Origin of the sequence: Bordetella sp. N (assembly GCF_001433395.1) — a bacterium.
GTDB lineage: Bacteria > Pseudomonadota > Gammaproteobacteria > Burkholderiales > Burkholderiaceae_B > Bordetella_C.
On sequence record NZ_CP013111.1, the window covers coordinates 5,119,980 to 5,142,932 of the forward strand.

At 65.8% G+C, this 22,953-nt stretch carries 19 protein-coding genes; 3 read left to right on the forward strand and 16 right to left on the reverse strand.

What is annotated here, in order from left to right:
* Positions 1-8: 8 nt before the first annotated feature.
* The 9 genes from ASB57_RS22100 to ASB57_RS22140 form a co-directional block, all read right to left on the reverse strand.
* Positions 9-2,495 carry a 3-hydroxyacyl-CoA dehydrogenase NAD-binding domain-containing protein gene (locus ASB57_RS22100; protein WP_082621760.1) on the reverse strand — a complete coding sequence of 829 codons (2,487 nt, stop codon included), beginning with the start codon at positions 2,493-2,495 and terminating at the stop codon, positions 9-11.
* 124 nt (positions 2,496-2,619) lie between these two features.
* Positions 2,620-3,849, reverse strand: coding sequence for a cardiolipin synthase ClsB (gene clsB / locus ASB57_RS22105; RefSeq protein WP_057654153.1), 1,230 nt, complete (start codon positions 3,847-3,849; stop codon positions 2,620-2,622).
* Entirely contained in the window at positions 3,846-4,706 is an 861-nt protein-coding gene (locus ASB57_RS22110) for an endonuclease/exonuclease/phosphatase family protein (RefSeq protein ID WP_057654154.1), read from the reverse strand. The genes clsB and ASB57_RS22110 overlap by 4 nt, the downstream gene beginning before the upstream one ends.
* 151 nt (positions 4,707-4,857) lie before the next feature.
* Positions 4,858-6,645 carry an aspartate--tRNA ligase gene (aspS, locus tag ASB57_RS22115; protein WP_057654155.1) on the reverse strand — a complete coding sequence of 596 codons (1,788 nt, stop codon included), beginning with the start codon at positions 6,643-6,645 and terminating at the stop codon, positions 4,858-4,860.
* A 68-nt stretch (positions 6,646-6,713) separates the two neighbouring features.
* Positions 6,714-7,415 (reverse strand): DUF502 domain-containing protein, encoded by a 702-nt coding sequence (locus ASB57_RS22120; RefSeq protein ID WP_057656351.1) that lies wholly within the window; start codon positions 7,413-7,415, stop codon positions 6,714-6,716.
* 15 nt (positions 7,416-7,430) lie between these two features.
* Positions 7,431-7,775, reverse strand: coding sequence for an FmdB family zinc ribbon protein (locus ASB57_RS22125; protein ID WP_057654156.1), 345 nt, complete (start codon positions 7,773-7,775; stop codon positions 7,431-7,433).
* Between the two features lie 351 nt (positions 7,776-8,126).
* Positions 8,127-9,779 (reverse strand): GMC family oxidoreductase, encoded by a 1,653-nt coding sequence (locus ASB57_RS22130; protein WP_057654157.1) that lies wholly within the window; start codon positions 9,777-9,779, stop codon positions 8,127-8,129.
* A 435-nt stretch (positions 9,780-10,214) separates the two neighbouring features.
* Entirely contained in the window at positions 10,215-11,129 is a 915-nt protein-coding gene (gene dapA / locus ASB57_RS22135; protein WP_057654158.1) for a 4-hydroxy-tetrahydrodipicolinate synthase, read from the reverse strand.
* 343 nt (positions 11,130-11,472) lie between these two features.
* Positions 11,473-11,967 carry a GAF domain-containing protein gene (locus ASB57_RS22140; protein ID WP_057654159.1) on the reverse strand — a complete coding sequence of 165 codons (495 nt, stop codon included), beginning with the start codon at positions 11,965-11,967 and terminating at the stop codon, positions 11,473-11,475.
* Positions 11,968-12,249: 282 nt separating this feature from the next.
* On the opposite strand from ASB57_RS22140, the gene ASB57_RS22145 reads away from it, so the two are divergent.
* Positions 12,250-13,455, forward strand: coding sequence for a PLP-dependent aminotransferase family protein (locus tag ASB57_RS22145; RefSeq protein WP_057654160.1), 1,206 nt, complete (start codon positions 12,250-12,252; stop codon positions 13,453-13,455).
* Positions 13,456-13,457: 2 nt separating this feature from the next.
* Positions 13,458-14,384 (forward strand): 4-hydroxybenzoate octaprenyltransferase, encoded by a 927-nt coding sequence (gene ubiA, locus ASB57_RS22150; protein WP_057654161.1) that lies wholly within the window; start codon positions 13,458-13,460, stop codon positions 14,382-14,384.
* Positions 14,385-14,447: 63 nt separating this feature from the next.
* On the opposite strand, the gene ASB57_RS22155 is transcribed toward ubiA, so the two are convergent.
* Complete coding sequence (locus ASB57_RS22155; protein ID WP_057654162.1) at positions 14,448-15,893, reverse strand: DUF1254 domain-containing protein; 1,446 nt, start codon at positions 15,891-15,893, stop codon at positions 14,448-14,450.
* A 386-nt stretch (positions 15,894-16,279) separates the two neighbouring features.
* On the opposite strand from ASB57_RS22155, the gene panB reads away from it, so the two are divergent.
* Positions 16,280-17,128 (forward strand): 3-methyl-2-oxobutanoate hydroxymethyltransferase, encoded by an 849-nt coding sequence (gene panB, locus ASB57_RS22160; RefSeq protein WP_057654163.1) that lies wholly within the window; start codon positions 16,280-16,282, stop codon positions 17,126-17,128.
* 27 nt (positions 17,129-17,155) lie between these two features.
* Here the strand turns inward: panB and ASB57_RS22165 are convergent, their stop codons facing one another.
* The 6 genes from ASB57_RS22165 to ASB57_RS22190 are packed head-to-tail and all read right to left on the reverse strand — an operon-like array spanning position 17,156 to position 22,953.
* Positions 17,156-18,244 (reverse strand): ABC transporter substrate-binding protein, encoded by a 1,089-nt coding sequence (locus ASB57_RS22165; protein WP_057654164.1) that lies wholly within the window; start codon positions 18,242-18,244, stop codon positions 17,156-17,158.
* A complete protein-coding gene (locus ASB57_RS22170; protein WP_197425175.1) occupies positions 18,241-19,413 on the reverse strand; it encodes an FAD-binding oxidoreductase in 1,173 nt (390 codons plus the stop codon). Before ASB57_RS22170 ends, ASB57_RS22165 begins: the two co-directional genes overlap by 4 nt.
* Positions 19,410-20,903: an NAD(P)/FAD-dependent oxidoreductase gene (locus ASB57_RS22175; RefSeq protein ID WP_082622047.1), complete on the reverse strand. Its 1,494-nt coding sequence runs from the start codon at positions 20,901-20,903 to the stop codon at positions 19,410-19,412. Before ASB57_RS22175 ends, ASB57_RS22170 begins: the two co-directional genes overlap by 4 nt.
* Positions 20,904-20,926: 23 nt before the next feature.
* Complete coding sequence (locus ASB57_RS22180) at positions 20,927-21,223, reverse strand: (2Fe-2S)-binding protein (protein WP_057654166.1); 297 nt, start codon at positions 21,221-21,223, stop codon at positions 20,927-20,929.
* Between the two features lie 18 nt (positions 21,224-21,241).
* Positions 21,242-22,036, reverse strand: a complete 795-nt coding sequence (locus ASB57_RS22185) for an ABC transporter permease (protein ID WP_057654167.1) — start codon at positions 22,034-22,036, stop codon at positions 21,242-21,244.
* Between the two features lie 14 nt (positions 22,037-22,050).
* Positions 22,051-22,953 (reverse strand): ABC transporter permease, encoded by a 903-nt coding sequence (locus tag ASB57_RS22190; protein ID WP_082621762.1) that lies wholly within the window; start codon positions 22,951-22,953, stop codon positions 22,051-22,053.

The following is a 22,953-nucleotide window of genomic DNA, read 5'->3' on the forward strand; positions in this document are numbered from 1 at the left end:
CTCTTCCTTCAATTACGTACGGGCTTGCCGGTCTTCAACATGCCGACAATGCGTTCTTGTGTCTTCGGCTGCGCAAGCAGACGCAGAAAAGCGCGACGCTCCTGCGCAAGCATCCACTCTTCATCCACCAGCGAACCAGGATCGACATCGCCGCCGCAGATCACTTCGGCCACGGCATGGCCGATCTCGTAGTCATACGCGGAGATGAAACCGCCATCGCGCATATTGACCAGCTGCGCGGTCAAGGTGGCGATGCCATCCCGGCCCGCGACCGGGAAGCGCTGCTGCAAGGCAGGCCGCCAGCCGGCATCAGCCATCGCGCCGGCCTGCTGCAAGGCCGCATAGAGCAAGGCGTCAGGATGCGGCACGATCGGATCGCTCTCACGCAGATAGCCTATCTCTCGTGCGTCCAGCGCGGAGCGCGAGACTTGCGCGGTGGCAACCGCTTGCGCGAACTTCTGGACGAAGGACAACAGCGGCGCATCCGGCGCGCTGGCCGCGCGCAGCTCCGCTGCCCGGCGGGCGCAATAAGCCAGTCCGCCAGCACCGGGCACGACGCCGATGCCGACTTCGACCAGGCCGATATAGGTTTCCATATGCGCAATACGCGCGGAAGCGTGGACAGATATCTCGCAACCACCGCCCAGTGCCAGCCCCGCCAACGCAACGACCGTCGGCACTTGCGCATTGCGCATGCGTTGCGCGACGCGCTGCAGTTCACGTTCCATGGGTTCGATCGCGGCCACTCCGCCCTGCATGAAGGCCGGCAGCACCGCTTGCAGGTCCGCGCCCGCGGAGAACAGTTCACCTTCCTGCCAGATCACCAAGCCACGGTAGTGTTCTTCCGCCAGATCGACCGCATGCAGCAGGCCGGCTGTCACGGTGGGACTGATGGTGTGCATCTTGGTCTTGAACGATGCGATGAGCACGTCCGACCGCCCCGGCGCCGGCGCGGTCCACAAGCGGATGTCGCTGTTCTCGTAAACGGTTTCGCCCACGGTCGCCGTATGTCCCGTTGGCGCGGCGCCGGCCCCCGGCATGGTCCAGGCCCGCTCGCCGACCAGCAACGGAGGCACCAGATGCGTGTCGTAGACAGGAAGTTTGCGCCGTGCCTGGAACGCGCCTTGAGTCGGATTCCAGGAACCGGCTGGCGTGTGTACCCCACCCGCCTCGGCCACGGGTCCTTCAAGCACCCACTTCGGCAAGGGCGTGCTGGCCAGCGCATGACCCTGATCGATATCATCCTGGATCCAGCGCGCGACCTGCGTCCAGCCGGCGGCCTGCCAGACTTCAAAAGGACCTTGCGCATGGCCGAAGCCACAACGCATGGCCTGGTCCAGATCGCGCGCGGTCTCGGCGATGTCGGCGAGATGCACGGCGGCGTAATGGAAGGTGTCACGCAGCAAGGCCCAGACGAAACGCGCCTGGGGATGATCGCAAGCGCGCAGCTCCTGCATACGGCGCGCGGGATCTTTCTGCGACAAAGCAGCCGCGACAGCGTCATCCAGACGCGCGTCCGCCGGCACGTAATCGCGACTGGCCGGATCCAAACGCAGTATGGCTTTGCCCGCTTTGCGATAAAACCCGGCACCGGTCTTCTGCCCTAACGCACCGTTGCGCAGCAGCTCCGCCAGCACTGGCGGCGTCGCGAAAGACCCGTGGAAGGGATCGTCAGGCAGGCCGTCCTGCATGGTGCGCATCACATGCGCCAGCGTGTCCAGGCCGACCACGTCGGCGGTGCGGAAGGTGCCTGACTTGGCGCGCCCCAGCCGCTTGCCGGTCAGCTCGTCGACCATGTCGTAAGTCAGGCCGTGACGATCGGCTTCGATCATCGCCGCCATGATGCCGAAGACACCAATTCGATTGCCGACGAAGTTCGGCGTGTCCTTCGCGCGCACGACACGCTTGCCAAGATCGGCGACCAGGAAGGTTTCCAGACTGTCCAGCAGCGCGGGCGCGGTGCGCGGCCCCGGTATCAATTCAACCAGCGGCATATAGCGCGGCGGGTTGAAGAAGTGCACGCCGCAGAAACGCGGCTGGATGTCTTCCGGCAGGCTGGCCGCCAGCGCGCCCAAGGACAGGCCAGAGGTATTGCTGGCCAAGGTGGCATGCGGCGCCAGCGCAGGCAGGATCAGGTTATAGAGCTGCTCTTTCCAATCCAGGCGCTCAGCAATCGCTTCGATGACCAGATCGCACTCGTGCAGGCGGTCCAGATGTTCGTCGTAATTGAGCGGCTCGATATGCTCGGCCAAGGCAGGCAGCGCCAGCGGCGCCGGATTCAACTTGGCCAGTCCCGCAACGGCCTTGCGCGCGATCGCGCTGCGATCGCCGCCCTGTGCCGGCAGGTCGAACAGCAACACGGGCAGACCGCTGTTGACGCAATGCGCCGCGATCTGCGCGCCCATCACGCCCGCGCCAAGCACGGCGACCTTGCGTATACGCGGCGCCGTAGCCTTGGCCATACGTTCGACGGGGGGATGCTGAGTTGTCTCCATTGCCTCTCTCCTGCGGCGCCCGCACGATGTGGCGACGCGTCCGTGCATTCATCGAAACAGCCAGCATAACGCGAGCACACCGCGCTTGTCCGCAGCGCGCCGCGGACAGACGCGGGCAGATGCGTCAATAGCGCCCGGTGCGCCCCGTCAGTGCCACGCCCAGGCGCAACACCGTGTACGAAATCGTGTCGACGCAACGCCGTATCCATCCGCGCCGCGCGTACTCCACGCTTTTGATCAGGCGCCCGCCACGGGCGATCTCCGCTTCCAGGCGCGTATGTAGTTGATCCGCGAAGCCGGCGTCATCCACCACCACATTGGCCTCGCGCGCCAGCAGCAGGCTGAAGGGATCCAGATTGGACGAGCCCACCGTCGCGATGTGATCGATCACCGCCACCTTGGCATGCAGGAAGCTGGGCATGTATTCGTAGATCTCGATGCCGGCGCGCAGCAGTTCTTCATACAAGGCGTGGGTCGCGTAGTACTGCATGCGATATTCGATCTTGCCTTGCAGAACCAGCCTTACGCGCACGCCGCGAGCCGCCGCACGAGCCAGTGCCTTACGGAAGCGCACGCCCGGAAAGAAGTACGCGCTGGCGATGAGGATCTCTTCTTTCGCGCGCGCAATGCCGTACAGATACGCCCGCTCGAAAGTATTCCGAAACCGCAGGTTATCCCGCAGCACCAGCGCGGCGCGCAAGGAACCCATCTGCGGTTGAGGCGGCGCATCACCCGGCTTCTTCAGCCGGCGCCATTGCGACGGCCGCCGCCATTGCTTGGGATTACGCCGCGCGGCCGCCCAGTTCAAACGCACCCACAACAGATCCTGCGCGTGAACGGCATAGCTGACCAGCGGCCCGCGCACCTCCACGGCGAAATCGAAACGCGGATTCGCGGCGATTTCCTCGGTCAGCTCCACATCGTCGTAATCGTCCTCGACGTTGATGCCGCCTACAAAGGCGACCTCGCTATCGACCACGGCGACCTTGCGATGCAAACGCCGCAAACGGCTGCGCGAAAACAGCAGGCGCTTGATCCAATGAGGCTCGGGCCGGAAGATACGGCACTCTCCCCCCGCGGCCTTGATGCGCGCGACCACGGCGTCCCCGGTCTGCTGACTGCCGAAGCCGTCGATCACCACGCGTACGCGCACACCCCGCGCGGCGGCGCCTTCCAGCGCCTCGAGCACGCGTCGCCCCGTGCGATCCAGCAGGAAGATGTACGTTTCCAGATGCACGCTGTGGCGTGCCTTATCGATGGCCTCGCACAGCGCCGGAAAGAAATCGCCGCCGTTCATCAGCAGGCGGATGGCGTTGCCTTCCGTCCAGTCCAGCTCCAGGGCATGGGCACTCACGGGATTTCCAGTTCGGTCAGCAAGGGAGCATGGTCGGACAGGCGGGACCAAGCACGGCCACGCAGCACTCGCGCGCTACGCACCGCGAAGCCACGTTGGTAGATGCGGTCCAGCCGGAACCAGGGAAAGACGGCGGGGAAGGTGCGCGGCGGCGGCGCGATGCGGTAGTTGCCGTCCATGGACACCAGATTGTGGCGCTCCAGCATGGACAGGCTATTGGGCACGCCACGCAGCACATTGGTCAGCCGCCGCATGGAATCGCGCAGACGGGGTATGTCCCCGCCGTGCGAACGCGGCGCGTGGGAAAACACTTCGTAGACACCCAGGCGCTGGACGAACAAGGGCGACAGGCGGTCGCCCCAGTCGTTGAAATCGCCGGCGATGATGATGGGCGCGCCCGTGGGCACCAGGCGATCGATGCGGTCGGCCAGCGCCTGGATCTGCCTCTCGCGGCTGCCGGCGAACAGGCCCAGGTGCACCACGAAGCAATGCACGTCATGGCCCTTGATGCCTACCCGGGCATGCAGCAACCCGCGCTGCTCCATGCGGTGATCGGAGATATCCTGATTCTCGTGTTCAAGAATGGGATAACGCGACAGCAAGGCGTTGCCGTGGTCGGACGCGCTGCGCACCGCGTTGCGGCCATAGCAGACTTCCATCTGCAACGCCGCGCCCAGCGACATGTGCTGCGCATCGATGACGTTGCGGCTGTCGTTGCGCCCCTGCACTTCCTGCAGGAAGACCAGGTCCGGCCGCAGTCCATGCAGGCCCAGGCGCAATTCCTTGAGCGAATCGCGCGCACCCGATGCGGACTTGCCCTTGTGGATGTTGTAGCTGACGATGCGCAGTATCGACATGGTGCGTGGACACTACCCCATGAAAACAGCGCCGGCGCGCGCAAGGCCATCAGTCCTTGCAGCGCCGGCACCTGTATAAAACAAACGCGGCGCCCGTGGAAGCTCCAGCAGGCGCCGCGTCCCGGTATTCATGCTACCGAGATTACCGCATTTACTTAACTTCGGCGTTACGCAGGCGAATATGCAGTTCGCGCAGTTGCTTCTCGTCGACCGCCGACGGCGCCTGGGTCAGCAGATCCTGGGCACGTTGAGTTTTGGGGAAGGCAATGACGTCACGGATCGAGTCGGCGCCGGTCATCATGGTGCAGATGCGGTCCAGGCCGAAGGCGATGCCGCCGTGCGGGGGCGCGCCGTATTGCAGGGCGTCCAGCAGGAAGCCGAACTTCTCGCTGGCTTCCTCGGCGTTGATCTTCAGGGCACGGAACACCTTGCTCTGGACTTCTTCGCGGTGGATACGAACCGAGCCGCCGCCGATTTCCCAACCGTTCAGCACCATGTCATAAGCCTTGGCGATGGCCTTGCTGGGATCGGTCTCCAGGAAGTCCTCGTGGCCGTCCTTCGGGCTGGTGAAGGGGTGGTGCGCGGCGGTGTAGCGGGCGTCTTCCTCGTCGTATTCGAACATGGGGAAGTCGACCACCCACAGCGGCTGCCAGCCGGCCGTGAACAGGCCGGTGGTCTTGCCGAATTCGCTGTGGCCGATCTTGATGCGCAGCGCGCCGATGGCGTCGTTGACGACCTTCTCGCGGTCGGCGCCGAAGAAGATGATGTCGCCGTCTTGCGCGCCGGTGCGCTTGAGCAGCTCGGTCAGGGCCGCGTCATGGATGTTCTTGACGATGGGCGACTGCAGGCCGTCACGGCCCTTGGCCACTTCATTGACCTTGATCCAGGCCAGGCCCTTGGCGCCGTAGATGCCGACGAACTGGGTGTAGCTGTCGATTTCGCTACGCGACAGGGACGCACCGCCCGGCACGCGCAGGGCCACCACGCGGCTGCCCGCGGCGGTGGCGGCGGACGCGAAGACCTTGAAGTCCACGTCGCGCATGATGTCGCCGATGTCGGTGAATTCCAGCGACACGCGCAGGTCGGGCTTGTCCGAACCGTAGCGGCGCATGGCTTCGGTCCACGTCATCGTGGGGAAGGTATCGGCCAGGTCGACGTTCTGCACGACCTTGAAGACGTGGCGGATCATGCCTTCGAAGATTTCACGGATCTCGAATTCGTTCAGGAACGAGGTTTCGCAATCGATCTGGGTGAATTCCGGCTGGCGATCGGCACGCAAGTCTTCGTCGCGGAAGCACTTGGTGATCTGGTAGTAGCGGTCGAAGCCCGACACCATCAGCATCTGCTTGAACAGCTGGGGCGACTGCGGCAGCGCGAAGAACATGCCGGGATTGACTCGCGACGGCACCAGGTAGTCGCGCGCGCCTTCAGGCGTGCTCTTGGTCAGCATGGGGGTTTCGATGTCGATGAAACCCAGGCCGTCCAGGAACTTGCGCACTTCGATGGACACGCGATAACGCAGCATCAGGTTGCGCTGCATCTGCGGGCGGCGCAGGTCCAGCACGCGGTGCGTCAGGCGGGTGGTTTCCGACAGATTGTCGTCATCCAGCTGGAACGGCGGCGTCACCGACGCGTTCAGGATTTCCACTTCCTTGCACAGCACTTCGATTTCGCCGGAAGCCAGGTCCGCATTGGCGGTGCCTTCGGGACGCAGGCGCACCAGGCCGGTGACCTTGACGCAGAACTCGTTGCGCAGGCGCTCGGCGGTAGCGAAGGCGGCGTTATCCGGATCGAACACGATCTGCGCCAGGCCAGCGCGGTCGCGCAGGTCGATGAAAATCACCCCGCCGTGATCGCGGCGGCGGTTTACCCAGCCAAACAGGGTAACGGTCTGACCGAGGTGGTCACGGCAAACCTGGCCGGTGTAGCAGGTACGCATTGCGGGAAAACTCCGTTAATAACTTTGTTGGGACGTCACGATGAGGGGGATCTTGCCGGGACGCCAGCTTATTGCTCGGGCCCTGTCGACCCATCATTGCTGGGTCGTCGCACCCCTGGCGCTGTCGGAATGACGCCAGGCGGTACGGTGGGCGGCACATTGGCGGCGTTCGCGGCGGCAGGTGCCGGTGGCGCGACGACGCCCATGGAAACCACATACTTCAGCGCGGCATCCACGCTGATATGTAAATCGATGACGTCGCTGCGCGGCATCATCAGGAAAAAGCCGGATGTCGGGTTGGGCGTAGTGGGAATGTAGACACTGACGTGCTCGCCTTGCAAGTGCTCCGCCACTTCACCACTGGGCGTACCGGTCTGGAACGCGATGGTCCACGAGCCCAGGCGCGGGTACTGGATCAGCACCGCCTTGCGGAAAGCCTGGCCGTTGGGCGCCAACACGGTGTCGCTGACCTGCTTGACCGAGTTGTAGATGGAGCGCACCAGCGGGATGCGGCCGACGATCTTTTCCCACGCGTCGACCAGGGTGCGGCCCAGCAGGTTGGCGGCGAACACGCCGGTCAACAGGACCACCAGGATCACCAGGACGAAACGGAAGCCCGGGATGTCGACCCCGAACAGGGACTCCGCCGACAGGAAATTGGGGACGAAGCCTTCCAGCGTGGCGACGAGTACACCCAGCACCCAGACCGTGATGACCAGGGGAACCCAGATCAGCAGGCCGGTGATGAAGTACTTCTTGAAAACGCGCATCGACATCGTCGGAGATCAGGAAGCGGCTGGTGGCGCGGGGGCCGCGGCGGGTGCCGGGGTGGCGGCCGGTGCTGCCGCGGGGGCGTCCGACTTGGTCTCGGTCTTCGCGGCGGCGGCGGCGTCGGTGCTGGAGGCGCCTTCGTCCTTCTTGGCCGCGGGGGCGGCGCTGCCGGTCCCGTTGTTGCGGAAATCGGTCACGTACCAGCCCGAGCCCTTGAGCTGGAAGCCGGCGGCGGTGACCTGTTTGGAATAGGCGCTGGCGCCGCATTCAGGGCAGACCGTGAGCGGTGCGTCAGAGATTTTTTGCAGGACGTCCTTGGCAAAACCGCAGGCGCCACACTTGTAAGCGTAGATGGGCATTATTCGACCCCAAGGGCACCGGCACAAAAAAATCGCTCGCGCTATCCAGGAAGGGATTCCCAGGAAGGCGGCGAGGCCGGCAAAAAAAGCGGGAAAGTCGCTGATTTTAGCTGAGAATTGGGCCCCCCCCCCTACCGCGCTTCGCGCGGCCCCCCAGGGGGCGAAGGGGAACCCACCCCCAGGCGCTCCGCGCCTCCCCCTCAAAGGGGGCGACACCGGCGGACCGGGGGACCCGGCTCCGCGGTGTCCCCGATCGGGGCGGGGTTCTTCACCTGACCAAGGTCCCCCGGGCCGGGAGCGGCTCTACGGTGCCTCCGACCGGGGCGAGGTTCTTGACGGATATCTCAGGGTCTACGCCGCGCTCAACCCGGCGTCTTCCAGGATCATGGCGGCGCCTTTTTCCGCGATCATGATGGTGGGGGAATTGGTGTTGCCGGACGTGATGGTGGGCATGACGGACGCGTCGATGACGCGCAGGCCCTGGACGCCCCGTACCCGCAGCCGCGGATCAACCACCGCACGGTCGTCGACGCCCATCCTGCACGTGCCCACGGGATGGAAAATGGTCGTGCCGATGTCGCCGGCGACGCGCATCAGGTCGGCATCGGTATGGAATTCGACCCCGGGGCGGTATTCCTCCGGCTTGTAGCGCGCCAGCGCCGGCTGCGCCACGATGCGGCGCGTCAGGCGCACGCTGTCGGCGGCAACGCGGCGGTCTTCCGGCGTGGCCAGATAGTTGCACTGGATATGCGGGTGATCCTGCGCCGACGGCGACACAATGCGGATATGCCCCCGGCTGGTCGGCCGCAGATTGCACACCGACGCCGTAAACGCGGGGAAGGCATGCAAGGGATCGCCGAATTTCTCCAGCGACAGCGGCTGCACGTGATATTCCACATTGGCACGGGTCTGCTCCGGTCCCGAGCGCGCGAATGCCCCCAGCTGGGACGGCGCCATGGTCAGGGGCCCCCGCTTGGCCACGACATACTGCAGCCCCATCATCGCCTTGCCCCACAAGGTCCCGGCAATGGCGTTCAAGGTCTTGGCGCCCGTCACCTTGTAGATCAGCCGTAATTGCAGATGATCCTGCAGGTTCTCGCCCACGCCGGGCAGGTCGTGCATCACCGGGATCCCCAGGTTCTGCAGCACGGAACCAGGACCGATGCCCGATACCTGCAGCAGCTGGGCCGACCCGACGGCGCCGGCCGACAGCACCACCTCCGCGCGCGCCAGGGCCACCCGGTCGCGGCCGTCATCGCCCTTGAAGTGGACCCCTTCGACCCGCCTGCCTGAAAACGCCAGCCGGCTGACGCGCGCGCCCGTGACGACCTTCAGATTGGGACGTTTCAGGATGGGATGCAGGAAGGCGCGCGACGCGCTCCAGCGCACGCCTCGGCGCTGGTTGACATCGAAATAGTCGCAGCCCTCGTTGTCGCCCCGATTGAAGTCGCGTATCGGCGGGATGCCGGCCTGTTCGGCGGCCCCGCGGAAAGCGTCCAGCAGGCCCCAGGACAGGCGCTGGCGTTCGACGCTCAGTTCACCGCCCTTGCCGTGGAAGGCGTTGGGCGTGCCGTGGTAATCCTCGCTACGGGTGAAGTAAGGCAGCACGTCGCGCCAGCCCCAGCCGGTGTTGCCGGCGGCGGCCCAGCCGTCGTAGTCGGCCGCCTGGCCGCGCATGTAGATCATGCCGTTGATCGAGGAGCTGCCGCCCAGCACGCGGCCACGCGGATAGCCCAGGGTGCGGCCGTTCAGGCCGGGATCGGGTTGAGTGCGATAGCACCAGTCGGTGCGGGGATTGCCGATGCAATAGAGATAGCCGACGGGGATGTGGATCCAGCGCCAGTCATCGGGGCCGCCCGCTTCCAGCAGCAGCACACGGATATTGGGATTGGCCGTCAGGCGATTCGCCAGCAGGCAGCCGGCCGAACCGGCGCCGACGACGATGTAGTCGAAGGTCCAGCCCGCGTCGGCGACGGGTTCATCTTCATAAGCGTTGCTACTCATCTTGTCTCCTCGGGCCCTGCTCGTGGCGGCGGGTTCCCGGTGGTTTTAGACGACTTGCCCTTGAAGGGCAAGCCGTCCGGGCTGGAGGTAAAACAGTCGGCAATACGAGGCAAATGATGGCAACGCGGATCCGCGTAAAGATATTTTGAATGATGGGGGAGACCCCCATCGCCCCCTTTTTGGGCTATCGCCCCTGTGGCTGCGCCTCGCCTGGGCGGCGGCACGCTACGCGTGAAGAATTTTTGAATGATGGGGGGTTCCCCATCGCCCCCTTCTTGGGCTGGCGCCGCTTTGGCAGCGCCTTGCCTGCGCGACGTCACGCTGCGCGTGAGGCTTTTTTAATAATGGGGGCCCCATCCCCCCTTTTTTGGGCTGGCGCCCCTGTGGCCGCGGCTTGCCTTGGCGCCGACGGCGCCTTTTAGCGCCGCGGCTTGTTTACGCGATTGCAAGGCTGGCTTCAGCGTCGACAGGGGCCAGGGCGGCGACCGCGGCTTCCAATTGCAGGAGCAAGGTCGCGTCGGGCGCGACCAGCGGTGCCCGCACGGCGCCGTCGAAACCGTGCAGGCGGCCCAGCAAGGCCTTGACCGGACCCGGGTTGGGCTCCGCGTACAGCAGCCGAATCACCGGCGCCAAGGCATGGAACAAGGCGCGCGCCTGTTCGATGCGCGCGCCCGCCACCGCGTCGTAGAGCGCCACATACAGATCCGGCCGCACATGCGCCGACGCGGCGATGACGCCCCGGCCACCCAGACACAGGGTGGTCATGGCCTGCAGGTCCTCCCCCGCCATGACCGCCAGCCTGCCGTCCGCGATCAGCGCGATGGTCTTGTCCAGCGACCCGCCGCAATCCTTGATCGCCACGATATTGGGATGCGCCGCCAGCCGCAGCAGGGTCGCGAGTTCAAGCGTCGCGCCAGTGCGATAAGGAATGTCGTAAATCACCAGCGGCACCGGCGCGGCATCGGCCAGCCCGCCGAACCACTCCAGCAACCCCGCCTGGCTCGGCCGGATGTAATACGGCGCCGTCGCCAACAACCCCGCGATCGGCCGCGCGCCCCACTCCCTGGCGCGCGCCTGGACCTGGCGCAGGTTGTTGCCCGCCAGCCCCATCACCACCGGCATGCCGCCCGCTTCGGCCAGGACGGTGTCCAGCACCTCTCCCTGTTCGGCGGCATCCAGGGCAGCGGCTTCGGCGGTGGTGCCGCAGGCAATCAGGCCGTGCACCCCGGCGCGCCGGTAATGGCGCACCAGGCGCCGCAGCGCGGGATGGTCGACCCGATCGCCGGCGAAAGGCGTGATCAAGGGCACCCAGATGCCGTGGAAGGGGTCTTGTGGCGGAGCGTAGAACATGGCGATTCCTTTGCGAGGACCGGGAAAAGTCCGCAAGAAGCGCCACGGGGGATTGGTATTGCTAGCCCTGTCGCCACCGCCATGCTGCTGGCCGCTGGCTGTTCCGTCGCTCTTCTGACGGAACAGCAGCTCCGGTCAGACGAGCGGCTGTTTTTTGGATTTTTTCAGGCTGACCAGGCGTGCGTCATCGCTGCCGAAGGCAGGACGAGCAGTGGCGAGGGCAGCGTGAAGGGACATTAGGCTGAATTTGAACGTTGGCCGCGGAGCGATCGTTGCGCAAGAAGCGTCTTTGGCGATCCATCCGCGACACGAGCGCGTTTGCCGCGATCGGTAAGCGCAGATATTACCGAGCGCCCCCAAGGCTGTCCAGATAGACCTGGCACAGCGCCTCCATGCCGACCCGGTCGGTTTCGTCGAAGCGCTCGGGCACGGGACTGTCCACATCCCACACGCCGATCAGCTGGTCATTCACCACCAGCGGCACGACGATTTCCGCGCGGGACGCAGCGTCGCAGGCGATGTGGCCAGGGAACGCATGGACGTCCGGCACCACCTGGGTCTGCCGCTGGCTGGCGGCGGCGCCGCAGACGCCGCGGTCCAGCGTGATGCGCACGCAAGCCGGATTGCCGTGGAAAGGACCCAGCACCAACTCGTGCCCATCGAAGAAATAGAAGCCCGCCCAATTCAGATCCGGCAGGGTGCGATAGACCAGCGCGGCCAGGTTGGCTGCGTTGGCGATGCGGTCGTGCTCGCCGTCCAGCAGCGCGCGCGCCTGGGCGGTGACTTCGGCGTACAGGCCGGCCTTGTCTTGATTGGAAGGGGTGGCGATGGTGAACATGGGATGTGGCGATTCCGAGACAGATCCTGCCGCGCGCAAGCCGGCCGGGCGAAGGAAAACGCCACTTTACGCCAACTCCGGGTGCGTCCGAGGCCGCGGCGAGCCGTCGACGGACCTGACAGCAGACTTGCATCCGACCAGGCCCAAAGAAAATGGCCACCTAGATGCCCGCTGAGCAGGCGTTTTTTTGTAAAAGTGGGACAATGCTCGTTCGCCGCCCGGAGGGCGGCCGGTTGATTGCACCGTTTTGCACCCGTTCTTTTGAGCCTAAAGACCCAAACCATGGACAAGCCTTTCGAACCCGAATGTTCCTTTTCTGAACGCGCCACCCAACTGACCAGCTCGGCCATCCGCGAGATTCTCAAGGTAACCGAGCGTCCGGACGTAATTTCCTTCGCGGGCGGCTTGCCGGCCCCGAGCGGATTCCCGGTCGACGTCGTACGGGCTGCCTTCGACAAGGTACTGGTTTCGAACGGCCGCGCGGCCCTGCAATATGGCCCCACCGAGGGCTATGCGCCCCTGCGCGCCTGGGTCGCCAACGACCTGAACAGCAAGGGCGCCAACGTGGCGCCGGAAAACATCCTCATCGTTTCCGGCTCCCAACAAGCCCTGGACCTGCTGGGCAAGGTGCTGATCGACAAGGACAGCAAGGTCCTGGTCGAGACCCCCAGCTACCTGGGCGCCCTGCAGTCCTTCAGCCTGTACCAGCCCCGTTTCGTGTCGATCGCCTCGGATGAAGGCGGCCTGGTGCCGGAAGCGCTGACCAAGGAGACCGCCGACAGCGCGCGCTTCCTCTACGCGCTGCCCAACTTCCAGAACCCCACCGGCCGCACGCTCAGCCGCAAACGCCGCGAAGACCTGGTCACGCGCGCCGCTGCCCTGGGCCTGCCGGTGGTCGAGGACGATCCCTACGGCGAACTGCGTTATGCCGGCGAACCCGAGCCCAGCCTGCTGTCGCTGGCTTCCGGCGCGGGCGCCCACGTGATCCGCATGGGCTCGTTCTCCAAGGTGCTGGCCCCCGGCCTGCGTCTGGGCTACATCGCCGCGTCGCGCAAGCTGATCGACAAGCTGGTGCAGGCCAAGCAGGCCACCGATCTGCACACCGCCACGCTGACGCAGATGGCTGTCTATGAAATCGTCAAGGACGGCTTCCTCGACACCCACCTGCCCACCGTGCGCGAGCTCTACCGCCAGCAATGCAACTTCATGCTGGACGCGCTGCAGAAGGAATTCCCGTCGTCGGCCACCTGGACGCGTCCGGAAGGCGGCATGTTCATCTGGGTGACGCTGCCGGAAAACATCGACACCAACAAGCTGCTGGCCCAAGCCATTGAAGAGAAGGTCGCCTTCGTTCCCGGCGAACCGTTCTACGCCAATGCGCCGGCACCGCACAACACGCTGCGCCTGTCTTTCGTCACCGTGCCGGAAGACAAGATCCGCAGCGGCGTGGCAACGCTGGGCCGCTTGATCAAGGCCCAACTCGCGTGACGATGGCGCAGCAACCATCCAGCCCCATCGATCTCAACGACATCGTTTTCGATGACTGGGTGGCGCGTTGGTTGCCCCGTTCATGGGGCCCCTACGCGCGCCTGTGCCGCCTGGACCGCCCTATCGGCACCTGGCTGACCCTGCTGCCGGCGCTGGCCGCGCTGGGGCAGTCAGCGGCCGGCTGGCCGGACCTGCTGCGCCTGGTGGTGTTCTCGCTGGGCGCGCTGCTGATGCGCGGCATCGGCTGCACGCTGAACGACATCTTCGATCGCGATATCGACAAGCATGTGGAACGCACACGGTATCGCCCGCTTACCAGCGGCCAGCTGAACCTGCGCCAGGCGCTCTGGTTCCTGCTGGGCCAGCTGGTGGTGTGCGCATCCCTGCTGCTGTTCATCAATCCCATGAGCCGCTGGCTGGCCGTGGCCCTGCTGCCCATCGTGGTCATCTACCCGCTGTGCAAGCGCTTCACGTATTGGCCGCAGGCCGTGCTGGGGGTGTGCTTCAACTGGGGCATGCTGATGGCGTGGTCGGACACGCGCGGCGTGGTGCCCTGGGGCGCGATCGCGGTGTATGTCGGCACCATCGCCTGGCAGATCGGCTACGACACTATCTACGCCTACATCGATGTGCGTGATGACCGCCGTCTGGGCCTGCACTCCACCGCGCTGCGCTTCGGCGACGCCGGCAAGACCTGGGTAGGCGCGTTCTACGTGGCCACCATGGTGCTGTGGGCGCTGGGCGGTTGGGGCGTGGGCATGGGCTGGCCCTACTACGTGGGCATGGCCTTGATCGCGCTACACCTGATCTGGCAGCTGGTGCGCTTCGACATCCGCCGTCCCGAGTTGGGCCTGGGCCTGTTCCGCGCCAATCTGTGGGTGGGCGTGATGCTGGTCGCGGCATCGGTGGCGGGCGGCCTGGCCGCCTGAGGCGCAGGGCGCCCGCGCGCCGTCAGCCGCTTTCCGCAAAGCACGCTCCCAAGACACGCTCCCTTATCGGACCCGCCGGATCGCCGGCGGTGTCCACGTCCCCTCCACTGCCGCCTCCTGCGGCCAATAAAGCCGCAAGATCAACGAGAAGTGCCCGCTCTGCGGCGCCGGCAGCCAGTTGCGCGTGCGCTCCGCGACGGGTGTCTCGTATTGCACATAGACCGTCGCGGTGCCGTCTTCGGCCACGTCGATCTTGTCGCGCATGCGCACCGCGTAGCGGTCGCCCATGTTGTCGAGCAGGTTGTCGCGGTCGTTGTACAGCGCGATGGACCACGAGCCCAGCACCGGCGGAAGTTGGCGCCGATCGAAGCGCAGCTCGTAGCGGAAGGTGCCGTCCAGCAGCCGGCCCTCGCTGTCGGTATCGGCGCGCACCTGGATCATGTCATCGGTCAACGGCGCCACCCAGGCCAGCCGCATCGACCTGGCCCGCAACACGTAATCGGTGCCGTAGGTGCCGCGCCGCTTCAAGGGCATGACCAGGCCCGCGTTGCCGGCGCGGGGTTCGGGCGGCGAACGCATGCGCGCCTGGCCCGCCGCCATGCCATCCTTGATGGCGGTCTGCAACGTCGCCGGCAGCCGCGCGAAGTCGAATGCGCCGCCGGGCGTGATGCCCAGGCGCTGCAACCGCTGCAGGATGGGGGTGTCGTTGTCATGTGCGGGATAACGGCCCGCCAGCTCGGCGAACGCCGCGAAGAACTCCGCGGCGCTCAAGGCGCCGACCTCTTCCGCGGGCGGCCGGCGCGACACGGCCACATCGTATTGGCCGAGGGGCGGCGCTGGCGCATTCTTCTTCTGCCAGCTGGTAAAGGGCGTGGCCGTCAGCCCTTCCTGGAAGGCCTGCGCCATGGGCAGGTCGGTGCTGCCCGCCAGCGCGATCCGCACATGCAGCCAGCCGCTGGAGGTCGGCGCGCGCAGCAGTTCCACGCCGCGTGGGGGCTTGCCATTCCAGTCGCGCGCGGTGAGCAGATAGGTTCTGCGTCCTGGTGTGGCCGTGCGGGTGCCGGGCGCGGCGAACACGTCCGACCACATGTCGGCGGCCATCATCATGAAATAGCGCCCCTTCGCGTCGGGCACCTCGATGACCAGGGGTTCGCGCGCCACGTCGAACCATAGCGACGACCACAGCACGTCGACGTCTGGTGTCGGCCCCAGATCGTGCAATAGCGCGTCCGGCAGGCGGGCCATGTGCGTGAAGCGATTGACCGGCGCACCCGCGCCCAGCCGCGTGTCGGGCGCCACGGTATTGGTCTGGATGCGGCGCGCCGCGTCCATGATCAGCAGCGGATAGGCGTAGAGGAAGCCGTCGGAGGCGATGGCTTGTGCTTCCCGTGGATCCAGGGTGGGGATTGGCGCCGGCTCCGGAGCCGTGGCCGGAGCCGAGCCCGGGGCTGGGGCCTTGGCAGACGACGTCGACGATGAACCGGGGGCCCGGGTCGGGGCCGCTTGCACGAGGGCGCCGCCTGCCAGACCAGCCGTCAGGAATAGCGGTAACAGCCATCGTGCTGTGCGGCGTCCTGGCATGCGGTTTTCACCTTTGTCCGCGCCCCCGCACGGCTAGGAAAATTTTAGCGACGGGATGCGCTCGCCTCGCTAGTCCAAAAGGTGCATAGATGGTGGATTAAAGGCTGGGAAAGAAGCGGGGCCATCGCCCGACGACGTCGCGCCGTAAAGCGCGGTAGCTGGCTGAGCCAGCGACGGCGGGCCGCAGGCCGCATCCGGAAAAGCCGGCCGCGTATAGCGGCCGGCGACCGCGATGCTCGTGCCGCGATGCACCAAACCGGGGGTTATAAGCACTAGAATGGGGCACTCCGAGTCATCTGGAAAAAGGTTTGCCCATGTATCCCACCGCAGCCAACGGCACGGCGTCCCCCGCCGACCGCAAGCCCATTACCCTCGCGCAACTGCAAAAGATGCACAAGCAGGGCGAGAAGCTCGCCATGCTGACCTGCTATGACGCCAGTTTCGCGGCATTGCTGGACCAGTGCGGCGTGGACATCCTGCTGATCGGCGATTCGCTCGGTAATGTGGTGCAGGGCCAGACCTCCACCTTGCCGGTGACGCTGGAGCACATGATCTATCACACGCAATGCGTGGCGCGCGGCAACCGCAATGCCTGGGTCCTGGCGGACCTGCCCTGGAACAGCTACCAGGAATCGCCGGCGCAAGCCTATGCCAGCTCGGCGGCCTTGATGGCAGCGGGCGCGCAGATGGTCAAGATCGAAGGCCTGGACCAGCGCTCATCGTGGTTTACCGACACCATCGCTTTCCTGACCGAGCGTGGCGTGCCGGTGTGCGCGCACATGGGCCTGACGCCGCAGTTCGTGCATGCCCTGGGCGGCTACCGCGTGCAGGGCAAGGACGACGCCAGCGCGGGGCACCTGAAGCAACAGGCCCGCGCGGCGCGCGATGCCGGCGCCACGATGCTGCTCTATGAAATGATCCCCGCCACCCTGGCCGCCGAGATCACCGCCGAAGTGGGCATCCCCACCATCGGCATCGGCGCCGGCGCCGGATGTTCCGGCCAGGTGCTGGTGTTGCACGACATGCTGAATGTGTTCCCCGGCCGCAAGGCGCGCTTCGTGCGCAACTTCATGGAAGGCGCCGACAGCATCCAGGCCGCCGTCACCGCCTATGTACAGGCGGTCAAGGACGGCAGCTTCCCGGCGCAGGAACACTCGTACTGATCCGCACGCCCCGCGTGCCGCTGACGCTCAGCGCTCCATCGCCCGGTTCCAGCGGGCGTTGAACGCGGCGCGGGTGGCGTTGATGGCATCCCAGTCCAGGACCTTCGCGTTGGCCATGTATTCCTGGAACTGCTTCAGCACTGCCTCGTTGGCGCCCGTGCCCTTGACGTTGCGATTGGACGGGAAGTGGCCGCCGTATTCCAGCGCCGCTTCCTGCGCCTCCTTGGTCAGCAGGTAGGCCGCCAGTTTCTGAGCCAGCTCGGACTCGGAATTCTTGGCGACCACGCACTCGCCCACCACCAGGATCACCGACCCTTCCTTGGGCTGCGCGTACTCCACCGGAATGTCGCGCTTCTTCAAGCGCGCGATGGCGGTAGGCGTCAGCGGGAAGATGGCGGCTTCATTGGACTGGATCATCTCGGCCAGCTTGGCCGAGTTGGTGATGTACTCCAGCACGTTCGGTCCGATGGTGCTGCTCCACTTGCCGAAGCCCGGCTCGACGTTCGTATCCGTACCGCCCTGGATGCGATTGAACATCAGGAAGGCGTGCAGGCCGAAGGTGCTGCTGGCAGCGGACTGGAACACCACCTTGCCCTTGTATTTGGGATCGGCCAGGTCCATCCATGAAGTCGGCGCGGCCCAGCCCTTGTCTTTGAAGATGCGCGTGTTGTAGCCCAGCCCGGTCATGCCGGTATCGATGCCGGCCGCCATGCCGTCCTTCATCACGGCGGCGGGGTACAGCTGCTGCAGCACGTTGGTGTCCTGAATCTTCTCGCACAAGCCCATCGAGATGGCCCGCGACATCACGCCATCGTCCAGGAACATGACGTGCATCTGCGGCTTGTCCTTGAAGGCCTGCGCCTTGGCCAGGACTTCGGTCGACGTGCCGGGCACGACGACGATCTTGACGTTATTGGCTTTCTCGAACGCCGGAAAGACGTGTTGAGTGAAAGCCCGTTCCATATCTCCGCCGTTCATGCCGACGTAGAGGGTCTTCTGCTCGGCCAGGGCGGGCGCGGACAGCGCGGTCATCGCCACGATGGCCGCCAGCCATTGGGTGGCCTTGGGCCTGGCCTTGAGTTTGGCCTTGATGCCGCGATAGGTGTGGATCGTCATGATGCCTCCAGCGTTTGCTCACGGAACGGATGACCAGGACAAGCAGCCTCATGAGCGGCAGCCGCGTATCGGTCGATGCGGAATGCATCGATGGGAATATCTGTGTGGCCGTCGGCCACCAATTGCGCCAGCACCTCGCCCACCGCCGGCCCGATCTGAAAGCCGGCGCCGGAAAATCCGAACGCATGGAACAGGCCGGGTGTCGTGCGGCTGGGGCCCACCACCGGATTGTGATCGGGCATATTGCCTTCCACACCGGTCCAGAAGCGGATGACCTGCGCGCCGCGCAGCGGCTTGAGCAGGCTGGCGGCCTTGCCAAGCAAGGCGGGAATATCGTTTTGACCGGGCCTTGCGTAGTTGCCGTCGGCCGACAGCCCGCGGCCGCCACCGATCACGCAATTGCCGCGCGCTACCTGGCGGGCATAGATGCCGCCACCCTGCATGCCCAGGCTGACGCCCATGAACAGCGGCAAAGGCTCGGTCACCATCATCAGAGGATGGATGGATGTTTCCGGTACGACTTCGCCAAAGCCTTCGGCGAAGTGCCCCGCCCAGGCGCCCGCGCAATTCAGCAGGTAGGACGCGCGTACTTCAAGCGTGTTGTCCGACCTGACGATGAAGTGCCGGCCATCGTGCACGGCGGACGTCACCGACGTCGACTCGCGGATCACCGCGCCCGCCGCCTTTGCCGCGAGCGCGAAAGCCGGCGACACCAGGCGCGGATTGGCGTGGCCATCGTCCGGGCACAGGGAGCCGCCTATGACTTCTTCGCCCAGCCAGCCGTAGTGCCGGTTCAGCTCGGCGCGGTCGAGCAGGCGCAGATGCATGCCGTGGCCGCGCGTGGCCTGACGGTAGGTTTCCAGCGCGGTCATGTCGGCTTCGCTGCGGGCCAGCTTCAAATGGCCGGAACGGACGTACTCGCCGTCGGTGCCGATCAGGGCGGGCAGCTGCGCCCACAGTTCGTGCGCGCGGCACGTCAGCCCCATCTGCTCCAGGGGACGCCCCTGCCGTCGCACGCCGCCGTAATTGACGCCACTGGCCTTGGCGCCGCAGACGGCGGCCTCCAGCAAGGTAACGGGCACGCCACGCCGACTCAGGAACAAGGCCGCGCTGGCGCCAACGATGCCGCCGCCGATGATGACCACCTCGGTGTTGATGCGTTCCATCAGGGCTGGCCTCCTTGCGAGAGGTCAACCGTGCGTTCCACGGACTTTGCGGCTTTTGCACTTACCGCGGTTGAAGCGCCTAAGGCGCTTGCCGCGGTTGCCGCAGCTGCGGGCATGGCCACCATCATATGGATGGGAATAGGCTTGACCGGCGGCTGCGGCCGCAGCCGGCCGACCTGGTCAGGACCCACGCCGCAAGCACGTGCCAACACTTCAGCGGCCGCCGCGCCGCACATCCGGCCCTGGCAGCGCCCCATGCCGACGCGCGTCAGCGCCTTCAGGCGATTCAACTCCTGCGTGCCCTGGCCGGCAACCGAAGCGCGCAAGGTGCCGGCGGAGATTTCCTCGCAGCGGCAGATCATGACGTCGTCCGTGATGCTGTCCGCCCATACCTCCGGAAAGGGGAAGGCGCGCTCCAGCGCGTCGCGGATACGCTGCCAACGCAGCAGCTTGCCGTCCAGGCGACCGGCACGCTTCAGGTCCACGGGCGAACCCATGTCCTGCAGCAAGGCCAGCGCGGCGCGCTCGCCCGACAATTCAGCCGCGTCGGCCCCGGCAATCGCCGCGCCGTCGCCCGCCAGGTAGACACCCGACACCGACGACCGCCCCGCCGCATCCCGCACGGGCAGCCAGGCGCGATCGCGCGCGTGATAGGCGTAGCGGCAACCGGCCAGGCTCGCCAACTGCGTTTCAGAACGCAGCCCAAGACCATAGCCCAGGGCATCGCAGGGAATCGACAGGGTGTGGCCGCCGGACTCACACTCCACCGCTTCGACGCGCGTCGTGCCGACCACACGCAGCGGCCGCACTTGTTCATGCAAGGCCACGCCATGGCGGCGCAGCCAGGCCATGTAGTAAAGCCCTTTGGCCAGGAGGACAGGCGCGCGCAACAGTCCAGGCAGCGCGGCGAGGCGATCACCGAAGCTGGCGGTATCGAGCACCGCCGCCACGCGCGCGCCGGCCTTGGCGTATTGATAGGCAACGAGATACAGCAAAGGTCCCGTGCCCATGAACACGACCTCGCTGCCGATGGCACAGCCTTGGTACTTCAGCGCCACCTGCGCGCCGCCCAAGGTGTAGACGCCAGGCGTCAACCAGCCAGGCATGGGCAGGACGCGGTCGGTGGCGCCCGTGGCCAATATCAGGTGTTGATAAGGCACCTGCCGGCTGACGCCGTCACGCAGCACGTCCAGCACGCCGTCGCTCAGGTTCCAGACCATCGAACCCGGCTCATAATCGATGTTCGGCGCCAGCTCGGCCATCAGGCGATGAAGGCGGCTGGCTTTGCGATGTTCGAAGCCATACAAGGTGGCCGGCGCGCGCATGAAACCAGGAACGGCCGGTGGCTGCCGATAGATCTGTCCGCCCGCCCGCGCGCTTTCGTCCAGCACGCGTGGCCGCAAACCGGCGGCGACCAAGGCCTGAGCGGCGCGTATGCCCGCCGGACCGGCACCGATGATGACGGGCTGCAATGGCGCCCTGGTGCTATTCATGCCGTTCATGCTGTTCGCGCCGTTCATGTCGGCACCGCCCCAGGCCATTGCGACAGCAGCCGCATGCCTGGCTCGATGAAGGTCGTACACGCCCGCAAGCGGCCGCCGTCCTCCAATTGCATCCAGCAATCCTGGCAGGCGCCCATCATGCAAAACCCCGCCCGCGGGCCGCCGCCGAACTCGGACCGGCGCACGCGGTCGATGTGCGTCAGCACCGCGGTCAATACGGTATCGCCCAACAAGGCCTGGGCCGGCGCGCCATCCAGCGTGAACGCGACCGGCGCGCGCGTGGTTTCAGTCAGACGTTTGAGTATCGGCATGATGATTCCACCTCTTCCCTACTTCTGTCCCACCAGCACGCGATCCAGCCCATAAACCCGGTCCAGCAGCAGCATCGTCAAAGCGGTCAAGGCGATGACCAGCGCCGACACCGCGGCCATCATCGGATCGATGGATTCGGTGGCGTACATATACATCCGCACCGGCAAGGTGATCGTGGTCGGCGACGTGATGAAGACCGACATGGTCAGCTCATCGAAGCTGTTGATGAAGGCCAGCAGCCAGCCGCCCGAAATGCCGGGAATGATCAAGGGCAGGGTCATGCGCCAGAACACCGTGGCGCGGCTGGCGCTCAGCGACAGCGCGGCGTGCTCGATGGATCGATCGAAGCCGACCAGCGCGCCGATCACCAGGCGCAGCACGTAAGGCGTGACGATGACGGTATGGCTGACGACCAGCCACGCGAAACTGCCGGTCTGCCCGATCAGGGCGAAGAAGCGCAACAAGGCCACGCCCAGCACCAGATGGGGAATCATCAGGGGCGACAGGAACAGGCCATTGAGCAGATCGCGGCCAGGGAAGCGATAGCGCGTGATGGCGATGGCGGCCGGCACGGCCAGGCACACCGAGAACGTCGCCGACAACGTCGCCAGCCACAGGCTGTTGCGGAAGGACTGCATGAAGTCCGCATGCTCGAACACCGCATGGAACCAGCGCAGCGAGAACTGCGTGGTGGGAATGGTCAGCGTCGATGCGGGTGTGAAGGCCACCAGGCATACGACCACCAACGGCGCCAGCACGAAGGCCACCACCAGGAAGTTGAATGCCAGGGCGACAGGACCGTTTTTCAGCATGATGAGGTCTCCGCTCAGCCCAGGCTGCGCCGGTAGGAACGTTCGATGACGCGGTTGTAGGCCATCATGATGATCACATTGGCGACCAGCAGCACGATGGCGATGGCCGCGCCCAGGGGCCAGTTCAACTCGGTGAGGAACTCGTCATAGACGATGGTGGCGACCATCTTCAGGCGGCGTCCGCCCAGCAGCGCCGGGATGGCGAAGGAGCTGGCGCTCAAGCCGAACACGATCAGGCTGCCGGACAAAATGCCCGGCGCGGTTTGCGGCAGCACCACGCGCAGCAGGGTCTGAAAGCGCGAAGCGTTGAGCGAATACGCGGCCTGCTCCACGGCCGGGTCCAGCTTTTGCAACGACGTCCACACAGGGATCACCATGAACGGCAGCATCACATGCACCAGCGCGATGATGATGGCGGTCGGTGTGTACAGCAGCGACCCCAAGCCAAGCGCCTGCGCGGCCTTGCCCAAGGGACCGGCCGGTCCCAGCAACATGCTCCAGCCGAAGGCGCGCACCACCAGCGACACCAGCAGCGGCGACAGCACCACCAGCAGAAAGATGGAGCGCCAGGGCTTGCGCATGCGCGACAGGATGTAGGCCTCGGGCGCGCCCACCAGCACGCAGATCAAGGTGGTCAGGCCGGCGATCCACAAGGTGCGCCAGAAGATGCCCAGGAAATAGGGATCGCTGAACACCATGGCGTAATGCGCCAGGGTGTGACCGGGCAACACGCCCTTGTTGTAGTCGAAGGGACTGAACGACAGCACCACGGTCAGGCCCAACGGCGTCAGCACCAACGTCAGGAACAACAGCGTCAGCGGGATGGAGCCGAGGATGGCCGGCAAGCCCTCCAGGCGAGGTGCCGGGCCGGCGCGCCGGTTGGCGGCGGGAGGCGTGGGCGAACTTGCGGCGCCCAT